Here is a 19,026-nt window from a genome sequence, read left to right as displayed (position 1 = left end):
CGATTCAAACCAGGGATCGCTACTCGTTCGAGGGAAATTCACCCACCCCGGGGTGCAATCCACGGGAGGCGGGGTGATGCGGGGGCTTGTGGGGCGCATGCCCGGGTCGTCCCGCTTTGCGGCGCGGTGTCGTGGATATGTCGACACTGCCGGATCGGCGCGTGTCGACTTGTACACACCCTCGAAGGGGAGCCTGTGGATAACTCTTGGCGGGCTGTGGGAAACCCCGTGCCCGACGGCGGGTCCGCGTCGCCGGGCCGTGGCCGCCCGCCTCGTCCGTCAGCCGCGTCCGTCCATGCAGCGGGCCACCCAGTCCGCGGCCGCGCTGAACGCCTCGTCGCTCGCTCCCGGCCCCAGCGTCGCCGGCCGCGCGTCCGCCCTCGGGTACGAGCCGAGGAACCGCACCGCGCGGCAGCCCCGCTTGAGGCCCATCAGCACGTCGGCCACCCGGCGGTCCTGGATGTGCCCCTCGCAGTCCACCGAGAAGCAGTACCGGCCGATGCCCTCGCCCGTCGGGCGGGACTCGATCCGCATCAGGTTGACCCCGCGCGACGCGAACTCCTGGAGCGGTTCGAGCAGCGCGCCCGAGGTGTCCTCCCGCAGCCAGAACACCACCGACGTCTTGTCCGCGCCGGTCGGCGCCGGCGGCCGGGCCGGCCGGCCCACCAGCACAAAGCGGGTCTCCGCGTTCTCCGCGTCGTGGATGTCGCTCACCAGCACGTCCAGCCCGTACGTCGCCGCGGCGAACTCGCCGGCGAACGCCGCGTCGTACCGGCCCTCCTGCACCAGCCGGGCACCGTCCGCGTTCGACGCCGCCGACTCCCACAGCGCGTCCGGCAGGTTCGCCGCCAGCCACCGGCGCACCTGCGGCTGCGCGACCGGATGACCGGTGACGGTCTTGATCTCCTCCAGCCGGGTACCCGGCCTGACCAGCAGCGCGAAGGCGATCGGCAGCAGCACCTCGCGGTAGATCATCAGCGGCTCGCCGGAGGCCAGCTCGTCGATGGTGGCGGTGACGCCGCCCTCCACCGAGTTCTCGATCGGCACCAGGGCACCGGCCGCCTCACCGGCGCGTACGGCGTCCAGCGCGGCGGGCACCGAGACCATCGGGACCAGCTCCCGGGTGGCGGCCTCGGGCAGCGTGCGTACGGCGGCCTCGGTGAACGTTCCCTCGGGGCCCAGATAGGTGAAGCGGCTCGCGGGTGACATACCGCAACAGTAGTCAGCCGCGGCGCCCGGCGGGGCCCGTTATCCGAGGGGCGGAACACCCCCGCCGCCTCCGCCGCCCGGGCCGGCCAGCACCAGCCGTCGGACCACCAGCTCCGTGTAGCCCTCGAACTCCTCCCGCGTCATCCCGCGCAGCGGTATGTTCTGCATCTTCAGCGGCCGGTAGCCCGGCAGCGGGACCTCGACGTCCGCCCGGCCGTGCCGCCCCCGCAGCCACTCGGTCAGCACCCGTCCCAGCAGTTCCACGGTCGGCGGCACCAGCGCCGCCGAACCGATCACCACGAGGTCCAGCAGGTCCCCCGGCCCCCGGTCGCCCGGCACGTCCCGGCGCAGCCCGACGTGCGGCCGCAGCTCCGGGAACGTCACCAGGTGGTCCCGGAGGTCCGACGCCGAGTGGACGCCGCCGTCCGACCGGACACCGGCGACGACATGCCTTTCCCGCGCTTCCATCTCCCCAACCCCCCACGGCAGAACGCTGGCGGTACCGCAGCATGCCAGCGTCGCGGCCGGCCGGTGGCCGGTTTCACTGAACAGCGGTCAGGTCGAGACCGTCCGGAAACGCGGGGAGGAAAGCCCGGCCCGTCCTACCCCTCCAGCAACGGCTGGCCCACGTAGCCGCCTTCCGGGGCGCCACCCGGCACGGCGAACAGCGCGCTCGCCTCGTGCCGGACGAACCGGGACAGCGCGTCCCCCCGGTCCAGCTTCCGCTGCACCGGGACAAAGCCCCGCTGGGGGTCCGCCTGCCAGGCGACGAACAGCAGGCCCGCGTCCGGGGCGCCGTCCGGCAGGAAGCCGTCGTGGTAGGAGAACGGCCGGCGCAGCATCGTCGCCCCGCCGCTGGTCTCCGGCGCGGAGACCCTGGCGTGCGCGTTGAACGGCACCAGCAGCCGCCCGCGCGCGTCGGTCTTCTCCAGGTCCAGCGGGGTGCGCTCGTCGCCGCCGGACAGCGGCGCGCCGTCCGACTTGCGGCGGCCGATCACCCGCTCCTGCTGCTCCAGGCTCTGCTTGTCCCACTCGTCCAGCAGCATCCGGATGCGGCGCACGACGGCGTACGAGCCGTGCTCCATCCACGCCGGGCTGCGCCGGTCACCGCCGCGCGGGACAAAGACGTGCCTGTCGAAGTCGTCGTCCTCGGGGCGCGGGTTGTTGGTCCCGTCGACCTGGCCCATCAGGTTGCGCGCGGTGCGCGGCCGGTCGGTGGCGCCCGGCGTGCGGTTGAAACCGGTCATCTGCCAGCGCAGGCGGGCCGCCCGGCCGGTCTCCCGCTGGAGCACCCGCAGCGCGTCGAAGGCGACCAGCCCGTCGTCGGCGGCGACCTGCACCCACAGGTCGCCGTTGGAGCGCCGGCCGTCCAACTCGTCCGCCGAGAACTCCGGCAGCGGTTCGAGCGCCGCCGGCCGCTGGTCGGCGAGGCCCGTCCGGTCGAAGAAGGAGGCTCCGAAGCCGAACGTCACGGTCAGCGAGGACGGGCCGGCGTCGTCGGCGATCCCGGTCGCCGCCACGCCCTCGACGGGCTCGCCCGCCATCAGCGCGGCGGCCGCCGCGGACCAGCGCCGCAGCAGCGCCGCGGCCTCCCTCCGGCCGGCGCCCGGCACGAGGTCGAAGGCGGCGAGATGGCCGTGCGCCTGCCCGGGTTCGACGATGCCGGGCTGGTGGGTGCCGTGGAAGGTGTGCCGTCCGGTGCCCACGCTGGCCAGCGGGGTCACCGGGTCGCGGCCCTGGGAGAGCGCGAGCGCGCCGCCGCTGGCGCCCAGCGCGAGCCCGCCGGCGCCGGCCGCGCCGACCGTGCCCAGCAGGCGGCGGCGGGAGAGCGACAGCGTCGTGCCGCCGCCCGCCTCCTCCCGGTCCCGCGTGCGCGGCGGCTCGGCCTCGGTGGTGGTCGCCTTCTCGTCCGACATCTCGTCCCGCTTCTCTTCCGGTCTCTTCCCGCGTGTGCCGCGTGGGGCGTCTGTACTCATCAGCCGATCCGCACGTCCGTCGTCTCGGTCACCTGGTCCACGTCCGAGGTGCGCACGGTGACGGCGATCCGCCACTCGCCGGGCAGCGGGAGCCGCACGTCCTCGGCCGTCCAGTGCCGCCGTGCCTCCGCGCCCTCGCCGAACGGCTCCGGCGAGACCGACAGCGGCCCCAGGTCGCGGCTCGGCAGGGTGAACGCCACCCTGACCTCCTCCGCGTCCACGTCCGTCCGCACGTGCAGGGTGTTGGGGCCGACCCGACCGGGGTCCAGGTCGATCCGGGCGGTGCCGCGGCCGTCGGGGCCGCCGGTGTCGAACGGCACCGAGAGCGACACCGGGCGGTCCGGCACGGCGGGGCCGCCCACCTCCCGCGAGGCGGCCTCGGTGCGGGCCGGCTCGGTCCCGGTCAGCAACGTCGTCACCGCCAGCAGCACCACCGCGATCCCCGCCTCGACGAGCACCGTGCGGCGCAGCCCGGCGCGCTCGGGGTCGGCGTCCCGCTCCCGCCGTTGCCGCGCCGACGCCACGGCCGCCGCCTGACGGGCCAGCTGCGCCCGTCGCTCGGGGTCCGGTTCGTCCGCGACGCCGGCCGCCGGGCCGGTGGCCGGCGCGGTGAGCGCTTCCGCACGTTCCGCGGCCGCGTCCTCCCGCCGGGCGTCGGCGGCGCTCTCGGCCGCGGGCACGGCGGTGGCCTGGGCGGCGAGCTCGGTGGTGGCCTCGGCGGCGGGCTCGCCGAGGCGGTGGGTCCAGCGACGGGAGTACCAGGCGGCGACCAGCAGCAGTGCCAGCAGTGCCAGCTTGCCGAGCAGCAGCCGCCCGTACTCCGTGCCGGTGAGCGCCGACCAGCCGCCGACCTGCCGCCAGGACTGGTAGGCGCCCGTGACGACCAGTGTCAGCACACACAGCGTCGCGACGGTGGAGAACCGCCGCGCGGCCTCGCGCGGCACCGGCGCGCCGCCCCGCAGCGCCACCAGCAGCGCGGCGAGACCGCCCCACCACAGCGCGACGGCGAGCAGATGGGCGACGGCGACCGGGATCGCCACGGCGATCTGCCGCCCGGCGGAGGCGTGTTCGGCCGCCGCCCAGGTGGCGGCCAGCCCGACGGCCGTCAGCGACCCGCCGAGCAGCAGCCCGGCGAACCCGGTGGACCCGCCGCGTTCCTCCCGCTTCCCGCCCGCCGCCGGCCGGCGGTTGAAGGGGCCGAACAGCGCGCCGACACAAAGCGCGGCCACCCCGAGCAGCAGCAGCCGGGCCAGCAGCGCCGTCCCCGTCCTGGTGTCCAGCACCGACCGCAGCCCGCCCAGGTCGAACGCGTCGGCGAAGCCGCCGCCGGTGGTGAACGGGTAGCGCAGCAGCAGCAGCGCGACGGTGGCCGTGGTGAGCGTCGACCAGCCCGCCACCACCAGCCGCTGCACCGGGCGCGACCCCGCCGCGTCACGCCAGGCGAGCAGCGCGAAGCCGGCCCCGCCGACCAGCAGCAGCAGGCCGCCGTACGCGGCGAACCGCGCCACGTCGTACGCCGTCGCGACCGGCCCGGCGCCGACCTGCCGTTCCGGCAGCACGACCGACGTCTCCGACGGCGCGCCGACCGAGAAGGTGAACGCGCCCGAGACGGGGTGGCTGTCCGCCGACACGGCCCGCCAGGCGACGGTGTACGTGCCGTCGGGCACGTCGGCGCGCAGCGGCACTCCGTACCGGACGCGTCCCGGGCTGCACAGGTCCTGGATCTCGCCGGTGTCGACGCGTTCCCCGTCCGGCGCGAGGACCTTGATCGAGTCCCCGTCCAGCGCGACCTGTTCGGAGAAGCCGAGGGTGACCGTCGTGGGGGCCGACGCCACCACCGCGCCCTGCGCCGGTTCGCTGCCGGTCAGCGACGAGTGCGCGGCGGCCGGCGGGGCGCCGGCGAGCACGCCGAGCACCGCGAGCAGCAGCGCCGCGGCCGCGAGGAGCGGCCGGAGCGTGACGCGGGGCGCGGTGGCGGGCATCGGACCTCCAGAGGGGGCGGGGAGCGCGGTCAGTGGCCGTCGTGGCCGCTGTCGCCGCCGTGGTCACCGTGGCTGTCGTGGCCGCCGTCCTCCTCGGCGGTCTCGGCGGTGTGCGTCCGGGGCCTGACGGGCACGTCCAGCTTGATCGGCGCGGACTTCTCGAAGCGCAGCTCGACCTTGACGGTGTCGCCTTCGGCGAGGTCGCGCTTGAGCTCCATGAACATCAGGTGGTTTCCCCCGCGCTCCAGCTTCAACTCCCCGTTGGCGGGCACGTCGAAGGAGTCGACCTGCCGCATCTTGTTGTCGACGACCTCGTGGATCTGCACGTCGTCGGAGACGTCGCTGGTCGCGGAGAGCAGCTTGTCGGCGGCGTCACCGGAGTTGGTGACGGTGAGGAAGCCGCCGGCGGCCTTCCGGTCGAGCGGTTCGGGGACGAAGGCGCCGGTGGCCTTCAGCTTCGGCAGCGCCGCGGCGGTGGTGTCCCCGGCGGCCGGGCGGTCGCCGTCGTCGGAGCCGCCGCAGGCGCTCAGCAGCAGCGCGCCGGTCAGGGCGAGCGCGGCGGGCAGGACGGTGCGGGTGGTGCGGCGGGTCACGGGTTCTCTCCCTTGATGAGCTTGGGGAAGTCCTTCTCGAACGTCTCGGCGGTCACGCCCTCGGTGTAGAGGACGTGGGCCCGGTCGTCCTTCGGGGAGAAGAACAACACCTGGGAGCCGTGGGTCGAGACGATGTCGCCGTTCTTCTCCTTGAAGGAGGGCTCGATGGCGACGCCGACGGAACGCGCGCCGGCCTGGATGGTGTCGAAGTCCCCGGTCAGGCCGATGCTGCCGGGGGCGGCGCTCTTCAGCCACTTGCCGAGTTCCTCCGGGGTGTCCCGCTCCGGGTCGGAGGTGACGAAGACGACCTGGAGCTTGTCCTGGTCGGCCTTCGGGAGCTGCGACCTGGCGAAGGCGATGTTGCTCATCGTCAGCGGGCAGACGTCCGGGCAGTTGGTGTAGCCGAAGTAGACGAGCGTCGGCTTGCCCTTGGTCTCCTCGATCAGGTCGAACTCCTCGCCGTCGGTGTCGGTGAGGATCATGTCGGGCTTCTCGAAGGGCCGGTCGAGGACGACGCCCTGCTTGCCGTCGGTGCCCTTGGACGCCTCGGCGGCCGGGGTGCCGGACGTGGAGCCGCCGTCCGAGCCGCAGGCGGTGGCGCCGACGGCCAGCGCCGCCGCGAGCGCCAGGGCCAGACCGGCGCGGCGGCGGGTGTGCGCGGTGGTGGATCGCATGGGAGGTCTCCCTCGTCTTCCGTGGGGTGGTCGGTGATGGGCCGTCACGACTTCTCCGCGCCCGTCCGGCGGCGGCCGGCCAGCACGCCGAAGGCGATGCCGCCGACACCGGCGGCGATGCCGATCCCGGCGAGGAGCCGGGCGGTCGGGTCGCTCGCGGTGACGTCGCTCGCGGCTGCTTCCTTCTGCGGCGCGTCGCCGGACCGGGTGTCCTTCGCGTCGCGGGCGTCCGCCGAGTCGCCGGAGTGCGCGCCGCCGCCGTGGTGGTCCGCGGCCGGCTCGCCGAGGGCGAGCACGGGTGCCGGGTTGTCCGGTTCGGTGTCCCCGTCCGGTACCTCGATCCAGCGCACGACCTCCTTGTTGTCGTACGTCTGCACCGCCTTGAAGACCAGCCGGTCGGCGTCCTCGGGCAGCCGCCCGACGGAGACGGGGAAGCGCTGGAAGGTGCCCGGGTCGATGCTGCCGCCCGACCAGGTGATCTTGACGGGGACCTCGTCGATCTTCCGGCCGTGGCTCTCCAGCGGCTTGTCCAGCCGGCCCTTGTCGACCTTCACCTCCCAGCCCGGCACCGGTTCCGGCATGACCGAGGTGAGCGGCTGGTCGGTGGGCAGGGTGACTTCCAGGCGGGTCGTCGAGGCGTTGTCGCGCTCGTTGGGCACCTTGAAGTTGATCGTGGCGTAGCCGCCGGCGGGTGCCTGGGCGGGGTCCACGGTGACGTGCGCGAGGGCGGGACCGGCGAGCGCGAGCACGGCGAACGCGCTCACTCCGAGAGTCGTCGCCGCCCGATGCATGGGAATCCACATGTTCTGGGTACTCCACATATGTGGCGGAATGGGATGAAACACGGCACGGCCGCGCATCCCGGTACCCGGGTGGCGCGTCAGGCCGTCGGCGCGAAGTCCTGCCGGCGGGCGGGCGGTCCGCGACGTACCACCGCGTGCCGCAGCGCCTCCGGCTCCGGCGGCGTACGGCTCCCGTCCTCCTCGGCGCGCCCGACCCGCGCCGGTGTGTCGCCCGCCCGCAGCGCGACCAGCGCCCGGGCCCAGGCCAGCGCGTCCCGCAGCGCGCGCAGCGACAACTCGCCGAGCACGCCGTCCACGACCAGCACCGACAGCCGCACCAGCCGCCACAGCGCCGCCTCACCGCGGCGCAGCAGCCAGCCGGCCGCCACCGCGGCGGCCAGGTGGCCCAGCAGCATCGGGCCGGTGGCCGTCGCGAGGGCGCCGCGCACCGCGAACCGCACGCAGTCCAGCACCGAGAAGGCCAGCTGCGGGTCGGCCGTGGTGTGCGCGGCGGCCGAGGCGTGGTGGCCGAGTCCGGCGTCGGCGAGGACGGCGCGGGCCTGCGGCAGGCTCAGTGCCGCCGCCCGCTCGCCGCAGAGCAGGCCGCGGGCGAGTTCGATCAGCCGGCCGTCGTCACGGGAGCCGCGGGCGGCGAGCAGGTGCCCGGTGGTGAACAGCGTGTGCAGGGCCACTTGGCCGAGGGCCAGTCCGGCGGCGATGCCCGGCAGCGCGCGTTCCCGGCCGGCCAGCGGCGCCGCGACGGCGAACACCGCCGCGACCGCGACACCCAGCGTCCACAGCGGCACCGCGCCACCGCCCGCCACCAGGTGCGCGGCGGCGGACAACGCGACACAGGCCGCGGTGAAGACCGCGGCCCTCAGCAGTCGCAGACCTGCGCTCGCGCGCACGACGGGCACGTACATGGCGCCCACATCATCTCATCGCCACACACACCGACTACACCCGGCCGTCGCCGTCACGCATCCGCCAAACGAGCGCCACGACGTCAACCCCAGGCTTACGCGTGGTCGAGAAGGGCAATACGTAACGGTATGTCGAGCCACGGTGTGACCGACCGCAGCCGGGAGGCTGGAGCATGAGCATCTGGTGGTCCCTGCACCTGCGTCGCGAGGCGGCGAGCGTCCCGCTCGCCAGACGCCTCCTGCTCGGCACGATGGAGACCGCCGGTGTCGACGAGGACATCGCCTACGAACTCTCCCTCGCGCTGTCCGAGGCGTGCGCCAACGCCGTCGAGCACGGCGGCGCCACCGACCGCCGCACCGACCAGTACCGCGTCACCGCCTTCCTCGACGGCGACATGTGCCGCATCGAGGTCGCCGACCACGGGCCGGGTTTCCCCGCCCCCGTCTCGCCGCATCCGGCGGAGAAGCCCCGTGCCGCCCCCGTCGACACCGAGAGCGGTCGCGGCCTCCACCTCATCGAGGCGCTCTCCGACCACGCCCGCTTCCGCAACCGCCCGGGCGACGGCGCGGTGGTCAGCTTCGACAAGATCCTCAAGTGGCGCGAAGACGCCCTGCTGAAGGTCTCGTGACGTCCGTGCGCGAGGAAGAACGCGCCCGCCGAGGAGCAATATCTGTGCTCGCCGAATGAGAAATAGGCGCGAGGGTCGGCGAGTATTCCTCGACTGGCGGGAGGTGAGGAATCGCCTTCCGTGCAGGGCCGGTCATGGCGTGCTACTGTCGACATCAGTTGCAGGTGTGGTTGCCAGAGGGTTCATTTCCGACGGACTAATCATCACGGCGACACGCGATTCGCAGAGAGTGAATTGCTGAAACCGTCTCCGAAGGAGAAACGAACATGGCTACCAACGGCACCGTGAAGTGGTTCAACGCCGAAAAGGGCTTCGGCTTCATCGAGCAGGACGGCGGCGGCCCCGACGTCTTCGCCCACTACTCGAACATCGCCACCCAGGGCTTCCGTGAGCTCCAGGAAGGCCAGAAGGTGTCCTTCGACATCGCGCAGGGCCAGAAGGGCCCGACGGCCGAGAACATCGTTCCCGCCTGACACCGGCGCTGACGCGTACTCCGCAGCCGGGGCCCGCACCTCTGGGGTGCGGGCCCCGGCTCGCCGCGTTTCCGGCTTACGGAAAGGCCCCGCCGCATCGCCGACCGGTGACCGGTTCTGTTTTCCGTCACCCCGTCCCGGCCCTCATCGTATTCGGCTCGTCTCGAGATTCTCTGCGCCGCTCATCCGCTGCGGGAACCCCTTGCTACGCGCCCCGTCAAGGAAGGTTCCGCATGAAGCGTGCCCACACATCCCGTACATATGACCGCTTCGGAGGAGGCGCCGGAGGCAATCGCTCCGGTGGCCCGCGCCGCGCCAACGGCTACGGAGGCCGACCGGCGCGACGGCCCGTACAGGGCGAGTTCGCGCCGCCGAAGACGATCACGCCCGCACTGCCCGCGGCCGAGTCGTTCGCCGACCTGGCCATGCCCGCGCGGCTGCTCGCCACGCTGGGCCACGAGGGCGTGACCGTGCCGTTCCCGATCCAGGCGGCGACCCTGCCGAACTCCCTGGCCGGTCGCGACGTACTCGGCCGGGGCCGCACCGGCTCGGGCAAGACGCTCGCCTTCGGCCTCGCCGTACTGGCCCGGACCGCCGGGCGGCGTGCCGAGCCCCGGCAGCCGCTCGCCCTCGTCCTCGTCCCCACGCGCGAACTCGCCCAGCAGGTCACCGACGCGCTCACCCCCTACGCCCGCTCGGTGAGCCTGCGGCTGGCCACCGTCGTCGGCGGGATGTCCATCGGCCGGCAGGCCGGGGCGCTGCGCTCCGGGGCCGAGGTGGTCGTCGCGACACCCGGGCGGCTCCAGGACCTGATCGAGCGGGGCGACTGCCGGCTGACCGACGTCGCCGTCACGGTGCTCGACGAGGCCGACCAGATGGCCGACATGGGCTTCATGCCCCAGGTCACCGCACTGCTCGACAAGGTGCGTCCGGACGGGCAGCGGATGCTCTTCTCGGCGACCCTCGACCGCAACGTCGACCTGCTGGTCCGCCGCTACCTGACGGACCCGGTGGTGCACTCCGTCGACCCGTCGGCGGGCGCGGTCACCACGATGGAGCACCACGTACTCCACGTGCACGACGCGGACAAGCACCGGACGACCACGGAGATCGCCGCACGCGACGGCCGAGTGATCATGTTCCTCGACACCAAGCACGCGGTGGACCGGCTGGCCACACACCTGCTGAGCAGCGGTGTCCGCGCCGCGGCCCTGCACGGCGGCAAGTCCCAGCCGCAGCGCACCCGGACCCTGGAGCAGTTCAAGAGCGGCCATGTGACGGTACTGGTGGCGACCAACGTCGCGGCGCGCGGCATCCACGTCGACGATCTCGACCTGGTCGTCAACGTGGACCCGCCCGGGGACCACAAGGACTACCTGCACCGCGGCGGTCGGACGGCCCGGGCCGGCATGTCCGGCAGCGTCGTCACCCTGGTGACCCCCGGCCAGCGTCGCGACATGAGCCGGCTGATGGCCTCGGCGGGCATCACCCCCCGGATCGCCCAGGTGCGTTCGGGCGAGGCGGAGCTGAGCCGCATCACCGGTGCCCAGGCCCCGTCAGGGGTGCCGGTGGTCATCACCCCGCCGGCCGGGGAGCGCTCCCGGGGCGGGTCCTCCTCGTCCCCGGGCACTCGGGGCCGGCGGAGTCGTCCGGGCCGGGGCCGCAGCGGTCAGGACGCGGCCGGCGGTGAAGCGGGCCGACGCAGGGGGCAGCGGCGCCCCGGTCTCGGCGCGGCCGCCCAGAGCCGCTGAAACCGACCGGGTCCGGGTGCGGGACGTCCTCCTCGCCCGCTGATCCATCCGCCCCGTCCGCCCGTTCTTCCTTCTTCCTTCCTGTGAGGCAAAGATGCGCTGTGTCATCGCCCGGTACCCGTTCGAGCTGACCAAGAGTGACGTACTGGCGTCCATGGCGGGCGTCGCGCCCGAGCCCGTCACCGGCGAGTCCGTCACGATCGGACGTCGCCGCTACCCGGTCAAGCAGGTCGGCCAGGTCATCACCGGTCAGGACCGCCGCGACTTCTCCAGCGGTGAGGTCGTCCGGGCGCTGACGCGCCTCGGCTTCACCTGTCACCAGGATTCCGTGGCCCCGCCGGTGGCCGCCCCCACCGCGCTCCAGAACGCCTCGGCGCTCCTGGGAGGTGCGACCGCCGCCCCCGCGGTGTGAGGGCGGGCGGCAGAACCGTTCCCCAGACGTGGTGAGGGCCCGACCGAAGCGCTTCGGTCGGGCCCTCACCACGTCTCCGGTCGTCTCACGGCCTTGCCGACGAAGGCGAGCACAGGAAATCTGCTCTTGTCAGAGTAGACATTGCCGTCCGAGGTGGTTAGCCTTCTTCTTGTCGGAAAGGTCAAGTGAGACCGGCAGACACGAACTGCCGGGTAGCAGTACCAGAAGTTCGCAGATCGGTGCGGCTCCGGAGCTCCGAGGCCGAGGTCTTCACAGCACGGCGACGGAGTGGAGAGCCGCACCGGGCGGCCCGCAGGTCGAGGGGCCGCCAACGGCACCGAGCAAGGACGGAGGAGCAGACGCCATCAGGATCGCCCGGCCCGGGTAGCACTCGGTCGGGTGCCGCAAGACCCCCGATTGGATGGTGGTCCCCGGTTACGCAGTCGCGATCCCCGCATCCCTCCCCTTGTCGGACCGGATAGCGGACAACAGAAGGTCGGCAGAGCACGAAGGCCGACAGATGGTGTTTCATTTCCTTCGGGGCCCTGGTGCCGTACGGCACCAGGGCCTCTCGACGCGTTGCGCACGACGAGGTGACATGGCAGCAGCAAACACTCCACTCAGTGATCGTCTTGACGACGACGACTACCCCGCGTACACCATGGGGCGGGCCGCCGAGATGCTCGGCACCACCCCGGGCTTCCTCCGGGCCCTCGGCGAGGCCCGTCTGATCACCCCGCTCCGCTCGGAGGGCGGGCACCGCCGGTACTCCCGTTACCAGCTGCGGATCGCCGCCCGCGCCCGCGAGCTCGTGGACCGGGGCACCCCGATCGAGGCCGCCTGCCGCATCATCATCCTCGAGGACCAGCTGGAGGAAGCGCAGCGCATCAACGCCGAGTACCGCCGGGCGGCGGGCGAGGCGTCCGACGGCCCCGCCACCGGACCGAGCTGATCGCCGGGGTGCGACTCCGCGCCGAATGGCGCGAAGTGGGCGTGCCGGGAGATCGCGCGGTCTGCTTCGATCCCCTCATGGGGATCATGAAGGAGCTCGTCGGCGGTGCGGACGGCGCGCGGCTCGCACAGGCCGCGTACACACCCGACTTCATGGAACGCTTCTGGCGGATCGGCGCCGAAGGCTTCTGGAAGCTCGAACGGATGCAGCACTACGACGAGGGCGACTTCCCGAGCTGGCTGGCGTTCCGCCGCGGTGACTGGGCGGAGTCGCTGCGGCTGGTCGAGGAGCTGCGCCCGGAGTACGAGGAGTACTTCGACAGGATCGGGGAGTCCGGCTTCGGCCACCACCGGGTGCGGATCGTCGAACGGCCCGTCACGCCGTACGTGCAGTGGGAGCTGAACGTCCTGCGGGTGAAGTACGCGTACGGGGAGCGGGTCTCGGTGCTCGAAGCCGACCGCGTCGCCGGGCACGAGGACACGGCGCCGCTGCCCGAGCTGTGCGTGCTGGGGGCCGAGGCCGTGTACGTCCTCGACTACACCGACGAGGGCGTGCCGGACGGCGCCACGCGGTACACCGACCCGGAGGCCGTCGAACGGTCCCGGGCGTTCCTCCGCGACCTGTACGCCGCCGGAGAGGACCTGGGGAGCTACTTCGACCGGGAGATCGCGCCCCTCCCGGCGCCCACCGGCGACCGGTAGATCCGGCCAGCCGGGTGGCGCGTTTCCGCGGTTGACCTCCATCGGACTTGAACTCCTAGGTTCGCCGTGACGGTCCCGACCCACGGGACCGACTCGAGGAGGGTCAGCCGGGCATGCGCTACTCGCACGAGGACGGGCAACTGGTGAAGCAGCCGGTCGGGTACTGGACGTGGGCGGCCAACAAGACGCTGATGGCGTACGTCAGGGGCCGGCTCGCGGCGATCGGGATCACCCAGCCCCAGTGGTGGGTGCTGCACCAGGTACTGCTGAGCGGGGGCGGCGCCACCCGCGACGAGGTGGTCGCCGCCCAGCGGGACAACCTCGACGTGGGCGCCGGACTCGTCCAGGACATCGACCTGCTCGTGGAGCGGGGGCTGCTCGTCGAGGAGGTCGGCGTCGAGGAGGAGGGCGGCCGCCTGCGGATCACCGACGAGGGCCGGGAGTTGCACGGGCGTGCGGCGAGGACGCAGCAGGAGAGCCGGGAGAAGGTGCACGCGGGGATCTCGGACGAGGAGTACCTGGCGACGCTGAAGGTGCTGCAGCGGATGATGCACAACGCGGGGGCCGACGTGCGGCGGCTCTGAACGGCCCGCGTGTGCGGTTCCGCCCGGCCGGTGGGCCGGCTTCCTCGCGGGTGAGGGGGCCGGGTCACCGGCCGTTCCGTGTCTGTGGTTCCGTCGGGGGCGGCGGGGCTGTCGGTCGGGGCGCTCGGTTGGGCCGTCGGTCGACGGGTGGCCTCGTGGTTTCTCGGAGCGGCGACGAGGGGGCGGCGCGTCCCGATTAGGGCATGATGGGCGGGAAGTCGGTTTTGGCCCGGCTCCGCCGCGGGACGGTGTCGACGGAGGCGGGAGGCGTGCGGTGACGTTGGCGACGCTGTACCAGGTGCTGCTGGTGGGCGGTGTGGTGCTGCTGGCCAGCATCGCGGCCGCGCGCGTCGCGCACCGGGTCGGCCTGCCGGCGCTGCTGCTGTTCCTCGGGGTGGGGGTGCTGCTCGGCGAGGACGGTTTCGGCCTGCCGTTCGACGACATGCAGCTCGCGCAGGCGCTCGGCGCCGCCGCGCTCGCGGTGATCCTCGTCGAGGGTGGCCTCACCACGCAGTGGTCGACCGTGCGGCTGCTGCTGCTGCCTGCCGGGGTGATGGCCACGGTGGGCGTGACCGTCTCCGTGCTCGCGCTGGCCACCGGTGCCCATCTGCTGCTCGGTCTCGACTGGCACCTCGCGCTGCTGCTCGGCGCGATCGTCGCCTCCACGGACGCGGCGGCGGTGTTCGCCGTGCTGCGGTCGCTGCCGCTGCCGAGGCGGGTGACCGGCCTGCTGGAGGCGGAGTCCGGCTTCAACGACGCACCCGCGATCATCCTGGTGCTGGTGTTCAGCACGGCGGCCGCCGAACTGCCCGCGCCCGGGCGGGTGGTGGCGGACGTCGTCTACCAGTTGGCGGTCGGGGCGAGCGTCGGCCTGCTGATCGGCTGGCTCGGCTCGGTGGCGCTGCGGCGCATCGCGCTGCCGGCCAGCGGCCTGTACCCGCTGGCGGCGGTCGGCTTCGGCATCACCGCGTTCGCGGCGGCGGGCGCGGCGCAGGCCAGCGGCATCATCGCCGCCTACCTCGCCGCGCTGGTGCTGGGGAACTCCACGCTGCCGCACCGGGCGGCGACCCGGTCGTTCGCGGAGGGCGCCGGCTGGCTGGCGCAGATCGGGCTTTTTGTGATGCTCGGCCTGCTGGTGACGCCGAGCGAACTGCCGAAGGCGGTGCTGCCGGCGCTCGGTGCCGGCCTTGTCCTGCTGCTTGTCGCCCGCCCGCTGTCGGTGGTGCTGTGCCTGACGCCGTTCCGGGTGCCGTGGCGGGAGCAGACGTTCATCTCCTGGGCCGGGCTGCGCGGCGCGGTGCCGATCGTGCTGGCGACCTTCCCGATCGTGGCCGGGGTGGAGGGAGCGCGGGACCTGCTCAACATCGTCTTCGTTCTGGTCGTCGCGTTCACCCTGCTCCAGGGGCCCACCCTGCCGGCGGCGGCCCGCCTGCTCGGGCTGACCCGCACGGACAACCTGCGGGAGGTGCAGGTGGAGACGGCGCCGCTGGACGTGCTCGACGCCGACCTGCTGACGCTCACCATCCCGCCGCGTTCGAAACTGCACGGGGTCACGGTGTTCGAGCTGCGGCTGCCGGCGCCGGCGGTGGTCAGCCTGATCGTGCGGGACGGCGTGCCGCTCGTGCCGCGCCCGGAGACGGTGCTGCACGCCGGGGACGAGATGCTGCTGATCGCCACCGTGCACACCAGGGCGGCGGCGGAGCAGCGGCTGCGGGCCGTCGGTCGGCGCGGGAAGCTCGCGCGGTGGTTCGGGGAGGACGGCCGTCCGGAGCCGGAACCGGACGTGTGAGTCCGGGCGCTCGCGGGGAAACGGCAAAACGGACGATCCAGGCTATGTCCGTATTGCCCTCTATGGTTTGGTGAATGATCTGCTGGGTGTTGTAAAAACACTCACGGAAGTGAGCGTGGGCGGGGTCACACCATAATTCCCCGCGGTGCAATTGCACTTCGCGTTGATTTTCTGTCGTTCCGTCAAACGCGCAGGTGAGAGTGGAAGTTGAAAACCGCGTTCCGGATCACGCCTCACGCTCGGAACAGGATCAACCGCGTACCGTCCCGAAATCGCGTCGTGTTCATGTCCGAACGCCGACACCCGCGCTTACCACTCCTTGTGCCGGCTTTTCCGTTGTGTTTACGTTGCCCCGCCACCGCACCCCATGGCGGTGGTCCTACCACCGGCACGCCGAATCCCGCCGCCCGGTCGGTCGGCACGGACAGCAGTCTCGAACGCGGCGGGAGCGGGGGAACCAGGTACGTGCCGTGCCGCGGAGGTCCGCAGGCCGGCTTGGGGTGAAGCCACCCCCGGAGCGCCGTGCGCGCGACGGGAGTGGCCGGGCAACTCCAGCCCGAATCCGACAGCTCACCTCGCAGGCGTAGGAGAGGACACACCTATGTCTCGTGGCCGTCACCGTCGTCCGCGTCAACCCCTGGTCTCCCGTCAGGTCTCCAAGGTCTCCATCGCCCTCACCGCCGGTGGCGCGGCAGCGGCCGCGCCGCTGATCACCGCCGGAACCGCCAACGCCGCGCCGGCGACCGTCGCCGCCCCGCAGGCCGCCGCCCCGCAGGCCGCCGCCCCCCAGGCGGCCGCCGAGGCCAAGGCCGCCAAGGCGGCTCAGGCCGCCAAGGCCGCGAAGTCGAAGGCCGCCGCCGGCAGCTACACCGTCGCCAGCGGCGACACCCTGCACGGCATCGCCACCAGCCACAAGGTCAAGGGCGGTTGGCAGACCCTCTACCAGGCCAACAAGAAGGTCGTCGGCGACGACCCGGGCCTGATCTTCCCCGGCCAGCGCCTGAGCCTCGGTGCGAGCAAGGCCAGGGCGACGGCCGACCGCGCCCAGGCCAAGCCGGCCGCCAGCCGCAGCGCCGCCCGCACCGCGCCCGCCGCCGCCAAGAGCTACCCGAACAACCTCGACGGTTGGATCCGGGAGGCGCTGGACATCATGAAGGCCAACAACATCCCCGGCACCTACCAGGGCATCCACCGCAACATCATGCGGGAGTCCAGCGGCAACCCCCGGGCGATCAACAACTGGGACATCAACGCCCGCAACGGCGTGCCCTCGAAGGGCCTGCTCCAGGTGATCAAGCCGACGTTCGACGCGTACCACGTGCCCGGGACCAAGAAGGACCAGTACGACCCGGTCGCCAACATCGTCGCCGCCTGCAACTACGCCGCGGCCCGCTACGGTTCCATCGACAACGTCAACGGCCCGTACTGACCCGCCCCGGGGCACCCGGGCCGTCCGGGGCCGTCCCGGAAACCGACACCTGCCGCCGCGCCCGCCGAACCCCGGCGGGCGCGGCGGCGGTCGTGTGCGGACAAAATCGGCAAGTCGTGCCAACTCGTCCCGTCGGTGGCGAAGCCAGTGTTGCGCCTGCGTATCAATGGAGTGGGTGCGCGCGCCAACCGGTTGACCGGCGGCTCCGAGCGGCGAATGCTGCGAGGTTCACCCCCCGCGCAGTGTTCCCCCTTTGACGTGAAGTTGGTATGCCCATGCGCACCCGCTCCTCGGTGGCCGCCGTCTCCGTTGCCACGGCGGCCTCCCTGCTGCTCGCCCCCGCCGCGTACGCCGCCCCAGGCGACAACGGCACCGTGAAGATCCACAAGTCCTCCACCGGTGAGGAGTTCCGCAAGAACGAGCCCAAGGTCTGCGAGTTCTACCTCGACGCGTTCGGCTTCGACGCCGTCCAGGAGGTCAGCTGGCGGATCGTCGAGATGCCCCCGACCGGCGTCAAGGACAAGCTCGCCGAGGAGGGCACGCTGACCCTCGACGACAAGGGCCACGGCCGCAGCTCGGACCTCAAGCTGGCCGACGGCCACTACAAGCTGTACTGGAAGTTCGAGGGCCAGAAGGGCGCCGCCAAGCACAAGGTGTTCTGGTCGGACTGCGAGGACGAGGACACGCCGGGCGGCGAGGAGCCGGAGCCCGAGCCCAGCGGGTCCACGCCGGGCGAGGAGACCCCGGGTGAGGAGACGCCGGGCGGCGAGACCCCCGGTGGCGAGACGCCGGGTGGGGAGACGCCGGGTGGCGAGACCCCGGGCGACAAGCCCGCCCCGTCGGGCGAGCCCACGCCGGGCGCGCCCGCCGGTGACAAGCCGCAGGGCGGCGGTGGCGGCGGCGACCTGGCCGAGACCGGCGCCGGCGCCCCGGTCGGCGCGCTCGCGGCCGCCGCCGCGGCGCTGCTCGGCGCCGGCGGCTACCTCGCGCTGCGCCGCCGCCGCGCGACGTCCGCCGTCCGCGACTGACCCGCGGTCATCCGCGACTGACACACGGCTCGCGACCGACCCACGGTCCGCGGCCGACACGTGTGCGGGGAGGTGCCGTCCGCCGGCACCTCCCCGCCGCCGTTCCTCCTCGGCGCGGGTCTCAGCGGTAGACCTTGCCCGGCTCCGCCGACCCCGGCGCCAGCAGCTGCGGCACGGTGACAAAGGTGTAGCCGCGCTCCTTCAGCTCGCTGATGATGCCCGGCACCGCCGGGACCGTGCCGTCGTAGATGTCGTGCAGGAGGATGATCCCGTCCCGCTCGACCTGGTCGAGCACCCGCTTGCGTATCAGGGCCGAGTCGGTCGTCGAGTAGTCCTTCGCCGTGACGCTCCACAGGATCTGCGCCAGTCCCAGCTCGCGGCATATCTCCGAGACGTCCTTGTTCGTCCGGCCCTGCGGCGGGCGCATCAGGGTCGGGGTGACGCCCGTCAGGTCCTCGATCGCCTTCTGCGTGCGGGTCAGTTCGGTGCGCACCTCGTCGGCCGACACCTCGGTGAGCCGGGGGTGGTTCCAGGTGTGGTTGGCGACCTCGTGGCCCTCCTCGGCTATCCGGCGCACGGTGTCGGGGTAGCGCTCGATGTGCTTGCGGCCGAGCAGGAAGAACGTGGCGGGGACCTCCTCCCGCTTGAGCAGGTCCAGCAGCTCCGGGGTGTCCCGGCCGGGCCCTCCGTCGAAGGTCAGCGCCACGCACCTGGCCTTCTCGCAGTCGACCCCTCCGGTCGCGCCCCGCTTGCCGTCGTCGCCGCCCGCCGCTCTCGCCTCGGCCGGCGAGATCCTGTCCACCCACCGGGCGCTGATCACCTGGTAGGCGACCAGGGAGCCGATGCCCAGCACCGCCAACACGATCGCGGCGATCCGCACCCGCTTGTTCTTCCACCAGAACACGTCAACCGCCCTTTCACGGCCGGCAGTCCACGGGTCGCACGGGACCGGCCCGGGGCGCGGTCCCGACAAGCGGCCCGGAAGCCGGAGTTCGGATGCGCGCGTGGTCGGCGCGCGCAGACAGCGGCGGCGGAGGCGGTACCGGCGTGGATCCCCGTTCGGCGTGACGACGCTCGCGACGCCCGCTGGCGGTACGACGATAGACGCGCCGACCCGCCCGCAAGTCATCCCTCAGAAC

The 19,026-nt window shown here is 72.8% G+C and carries 19 protein-coding genes and 1 riboswitch; of the genes, 10 read left to right on the top strand and 9 right to left on the bottom strand.

Going from position 1 to position 19,026, the window contains the following annotated elements; translation table 11 throughout:
* Positions 1-279: 279 nt before the first annotated feature.
* The 8 genes from pheA to GL263_RS01845 form a co-directional block, all read right to left on the bottom strand.
* Entirely contained in the window at positions 280-1,209 is a 930-nt protein-coding gene (gene pheA, locus GL263_RS01880; RefSeq protein WP_182853755.1) for a prephenate dehydratase, read from the bottom strand.
* Between the two features lie 39 nt (positions 1,210-1,248).
* Complete coding sequence (locus GL263_RS01875; protein WP_182853754.1) at positions 1,249-1,677, bottom strand: effector-associated constant component EACC1; 429 nt, start codon at positions 1,675-1,677, stop codon at positions 1,249-1,251.
* A 134-nt stretch (positions 1,678-1,811) separates the two neighbouring features.
* The gene (efeB, locus tag GL263_RS01870) at positions 1,812-3,125 is read right to left on the bottom strand and encodes an iron uptake transporter deferrochelatase/peroxidase subunit (RefSeq protein WP_182853766.1); all 1,314 of its coding nucleotides are present in this window, start codon (positions 3,123-3,125) and stop codon (positions 1,812-1,814) included.
* A 59-nt stretch (positions 3,126-3,184) separates the two neighbouring features.
* Entirely contained in the window at positions 3,185-5,167 is a 1,983-nt protein-coding gene (locus GL263_RS01865) for a copper resistance CopC/CopD family protein (RefSeq protein WP_182853753.1), read from the bottom strand.
* 29 nt (positions 5,168-5,196) lie between these two features.
* On the bottom strand, positions 5,197-5,760 hold the full coding sequence (locus tag GL263_RS01860; RefSeq protein ID WP_182853752.1) for a copper chaperone PCu(A)C: 564 nt from the start codon (positions 5,758-5,760) through the stop codon (positions 5,197-5,199).
* Positions 5,757-6,434 carry an SCO family protein gene (locus GL263_RS01855; protein ID WP_182853751.1) on the bottom strand — a complete coding sequence of 226 codons (678 nt, stop codon included), beginning with the start codon at positions 6,432-6,434 and terminating at the stop codon, positions 5,757-5,759. Before GL263_RS01855 ends, GL263_RS01860 begins: the two co-directional genes overlap by 4 nt.
* Positions 6,435-6,478: 44 nt before the next feature.
* Positions 6,479-7,231, bottom strand: a complete 753-nt coding sequence (locus GL263_RS01850; protein WP_438947900.1) for a YcnI family copper-binding membrane protein — start codon at positions 7,229-7,231, stop codon at positions 6,479-6,481.
* 83 nt (positions 7,232-7,314) lie between these two features.
* Positions 7,315-8,139, bottom strand: coding sequence for a hypothetical protein (locus GL263_RS01845; RefSeq protein ID WP_182853750.1), 825 nt, complete (start codon positions 8,137-8,139; stop codon positions 7,315-7,317).
* Between the two features lie 173 nt (positions 8,140-8,312).
* Between GL263_RS01845 and GL263_RS01840 the strand changes: the two genes are divergently transcribed.
* From GL263_RS01840 to GL263_RS01795, 10 genes are all read left to right on the top strand, one after another.
* Complete coding sequence (locus GL263_RS01840; RefSeq protein ID WP_182853749.1) at positions 8,313-8,768, top strand: ATP-binding protein; 456 nt, start codon at positions 8,313-8,315, stop codon at positions 8,766-8,768.
* 266 nt (positions 8,769-9,034) lie between these two features.
* A complete protein-coding gene (locus GL263_RS01835) occupies positions 9,035-9,241 on the top strand; it encodes a cold-shock protein (protein ID WP_182853748.1) in 207 nt (68 codons plus the stop codon).
* Positions 9,242-9,474: 233 nt separating this feature from the next.
* A complete protein-coding gene (locus GL263_RS01830; RefSeq protein WP_182853747.1) occupies positions 9,475-10,992 on the top strand; it encodes a DEAD/DEAH box helicase in 1,518 nt (505 codons plus the stop codon).
* A gap of 94 nt (positions 10,993-11,086) precedes the next feature.
* Entirely contained in the window at positions 11,087-11,404 is a 318-nt protein-coding gene (locus GL263_RS01825) for an SCO5918 family protein (protein ID WP_182853746.1), read from the top strand.
* A 598-nt stretch (positions 11,405-12,002) separates the two neighbouring features.
* Positions 12,003-12,356: a helix-turn-helix domain-containing protein gene (locus GL263_RS01820; RefSeq protein WP_182853745.1), complete on the top strand. Its 354-nt coding sequence runs from the start codon at positions 12,003-12,005 to the stop codon at positions 12,354-12,356.
* 77 nt (positions 12,357-12,433) lie between these two features.
* A complete protein-coding gene (locus GL263_RS01815; RefSeq protein WP_182853744.1) occupies positions 12,434-13,057 on the top strand; it encodes a DUF6879 family protein in 624 nt (207 codons plus the stop codon).
* Positions 13,058-13,170: 113 nt separating this feature from the next.
* Positions 13,171-13,641 carry a MarR family winged helix-turn-helix transcriptional regulator gene (locus GL263_RS01810; RefSeq protein ID WP_182853743.1) on the top strand — a complete coding sequence of 157 codons (471 nt, stop codon included), beginning with the start codon at positions 13,171-13,173 and terminating at the stop codon, positions 13,639-13,641.
* A gap of 274 nt (positions 13,642-13,915) precedes the next feature.
* Positions 13,916-15,430: a potassium/proton antiporter gene (locus GL263_RS01805; protein WP_182853742.1), complete on the top strand. Its 1,515-nt coding sequence runs from the start codon at positions 13,916-13,918 to the stop codon at positions 15,428-15,430.
* 428 nt (positions 15,431-15,858) lie between these two features.
* Positions 15,859-16,029, top strand: a riboswitch (cyclic di-AMP (ydaO/yuaA leader).
* Positions 16,030-16,031: 2 nt separating this feature from the next.
* The gene (locus GL263_RS01800; protein ID WP_182853741.1) at positions 16,032-16,859 is read left to right on the top strand and encodes a transglycosylase SLT domain-containing protein; all 828 of its coding nucleotides are present in this window, start codon (positions 16,032-16,034) and stop codon (positions 16,857-16,859) included.
* 275 nt (positions 16,860-17,134) lie between these two features.
* Positions 17,135-17,887 carry an LPXTG cell wall anchor domain-containing protein gene (locus tag GL263_RS01795; protein WP_182853764.1) on the top strand — a complete coding sequence of 251 codons (753 nt, stop codon included), beginning with the start codon at positions 17,135-17,137 and terminating at the stop codon, positions 17,885-17,887.
* Positions 17,888-18,008: 121 nt separating this feature from the next.
* Here the strand turns inward: GL263_RS01795 and GL263_RS01790 are convergent, their stop codons facing one another.
* A complete protein-coding gene (locus GL263_RS01790; RefSeq protein WP_438947899.1) occupies positions 18,009-18,791 on the bottom strand; it encodes a polysaccharide deacetylase family protein in 783 nt (260 codons plus the stop codon).
* Between the last annotated feature and the right edge of the window lie 235 nt (positions 18,792-19,026).

Source organism: Streptomyces durbertensis (assembly GCF_014156695.1).
GTDB classification, from domain to species: domain Bacteria; phylum Actinomycetota; class Actinomycetes; order Streptomycetales; family Streptomycetaceae; genus Streptomyces; species Streptomyces durbertensis.
Note: the sequence above shows the minus strand (reverse complement) of the source record. Positions and strands in the feature narration are given on the sequence as shown.

What these genes read in the sequence shown, in the direction of transcription:
- pheA (WP_182853755.1), bottom strand. Translation starts at nt 1,209, where the DNA reads ATGTCACCCGCGAGCCGCTTCACCTATCTGGGCCCCGAGGGAACGTTC.
- GL263_RS01875 (WP_182853754.1), bottom strand. Translation starts at nt 1,677, where the DNA reads ATGGAAGCGCGGGAAAGGCATGTCGTCGCCGGTGTCCGGTCGGACGGC.
- efeB (WP_182853766.1), bottom strand. Translation starts at nt 3,125, where the DNA reads ATGTCGGACGAGAAGGCGACCACCACCGAGGCCGAGCCGCCGCGCACG.
- GL263_RS01865 (WP_182853753.1), bottom strand. Translation starts at nt 5,167, where the DNA reads ATGCCCGCCACCGCGCCCCGCGTCACGCTCCGGCCGCTCCTCGCGGCC.
- GL263_RS01855 (WP_182853751.1), bottom strand. Translation starts at nt 6,434, where the DNA reads ATGCGATCCACCACCGCGCACACCCGCCGCCGCGCCGGTCTGGCCCTG.
- GL263_RS01845 (WP_182853750.1), bottom strand. Translation starts at nt 8,139, where the DNA reads ATGTACGTGCCCGTCGTGCGCGCGAGCGCAGGTCTGCGACTGCTGAGG.
- GL263_RS01840 (WP_182853749.1), top strand. Translation starts at nt 8,313, where the DNA reads ATGAGCATCTGGTGGTCCCTGCACCTGCGTCGCGAGGCGGCGAGCGTC.
- GL263_RS01835 (WP_182853748.1), top strand. Translation starts at nt 9,035, where the DNA reads ATGGCTACCAACGGCACCGTGAAGTGGTTCAACGCCGAAAAGGGCTTC.
- GL263_RS01830 (WP_182853747.1), top strand. Translation starts at nt 9,475, where the DNA reads ATGAAGCGTGCCCACACATCCCGTACATATGACCGCTTCGGAGGAGGC.
- GL263_RS01825 (WP_182853746.1), top strand. Translation starts at nt 11,087, where the DNA reads ATGCGCTGTGTCATCGCCCGGTACCCGTTCGAGCTGACCAAGAGTGAC.
- GL263_RS01820 (WP_182853745.1), top strand. Translation starts at nt 12,003, where the DNA reads ATGGCAGCAGCAAACACTCCACTCAGTGATCGTCTTGACGACGACGAC.
- GL263_RS01815 (WP_182853744.1), top strand. Translation starts at nt 12,434, where the DNA reads ATGGGGATCATGAAGGAGCTCGTCGGCGGTGCGGACGGCGCGCGGCTC.
- GL263_RS01810 (WP_182853743.1), top strand. Translation starts at nt 13,171, where the DNA reads ATGCGCTACTCGCACGAGGACGGGCAACTGGTGAAGCAGCCGGTCGGG.
- GL263_RS01800 (WP_182853741.1), top strand. Translation starts at nt 16,032, where the DNA reads ATGTCTCGTGGCCGTCACCGTCGTCCGCGTCAACCCCTGGTCTCCCGT.
- GL263_RS01795 (WP_182853764.1), top strand. Translation starts at nt 17,135, where the DNA reads ATGCGCACCCGCTCCTCGGTGGCCGCCGTCTCCGTTGCCACGGCGGCC.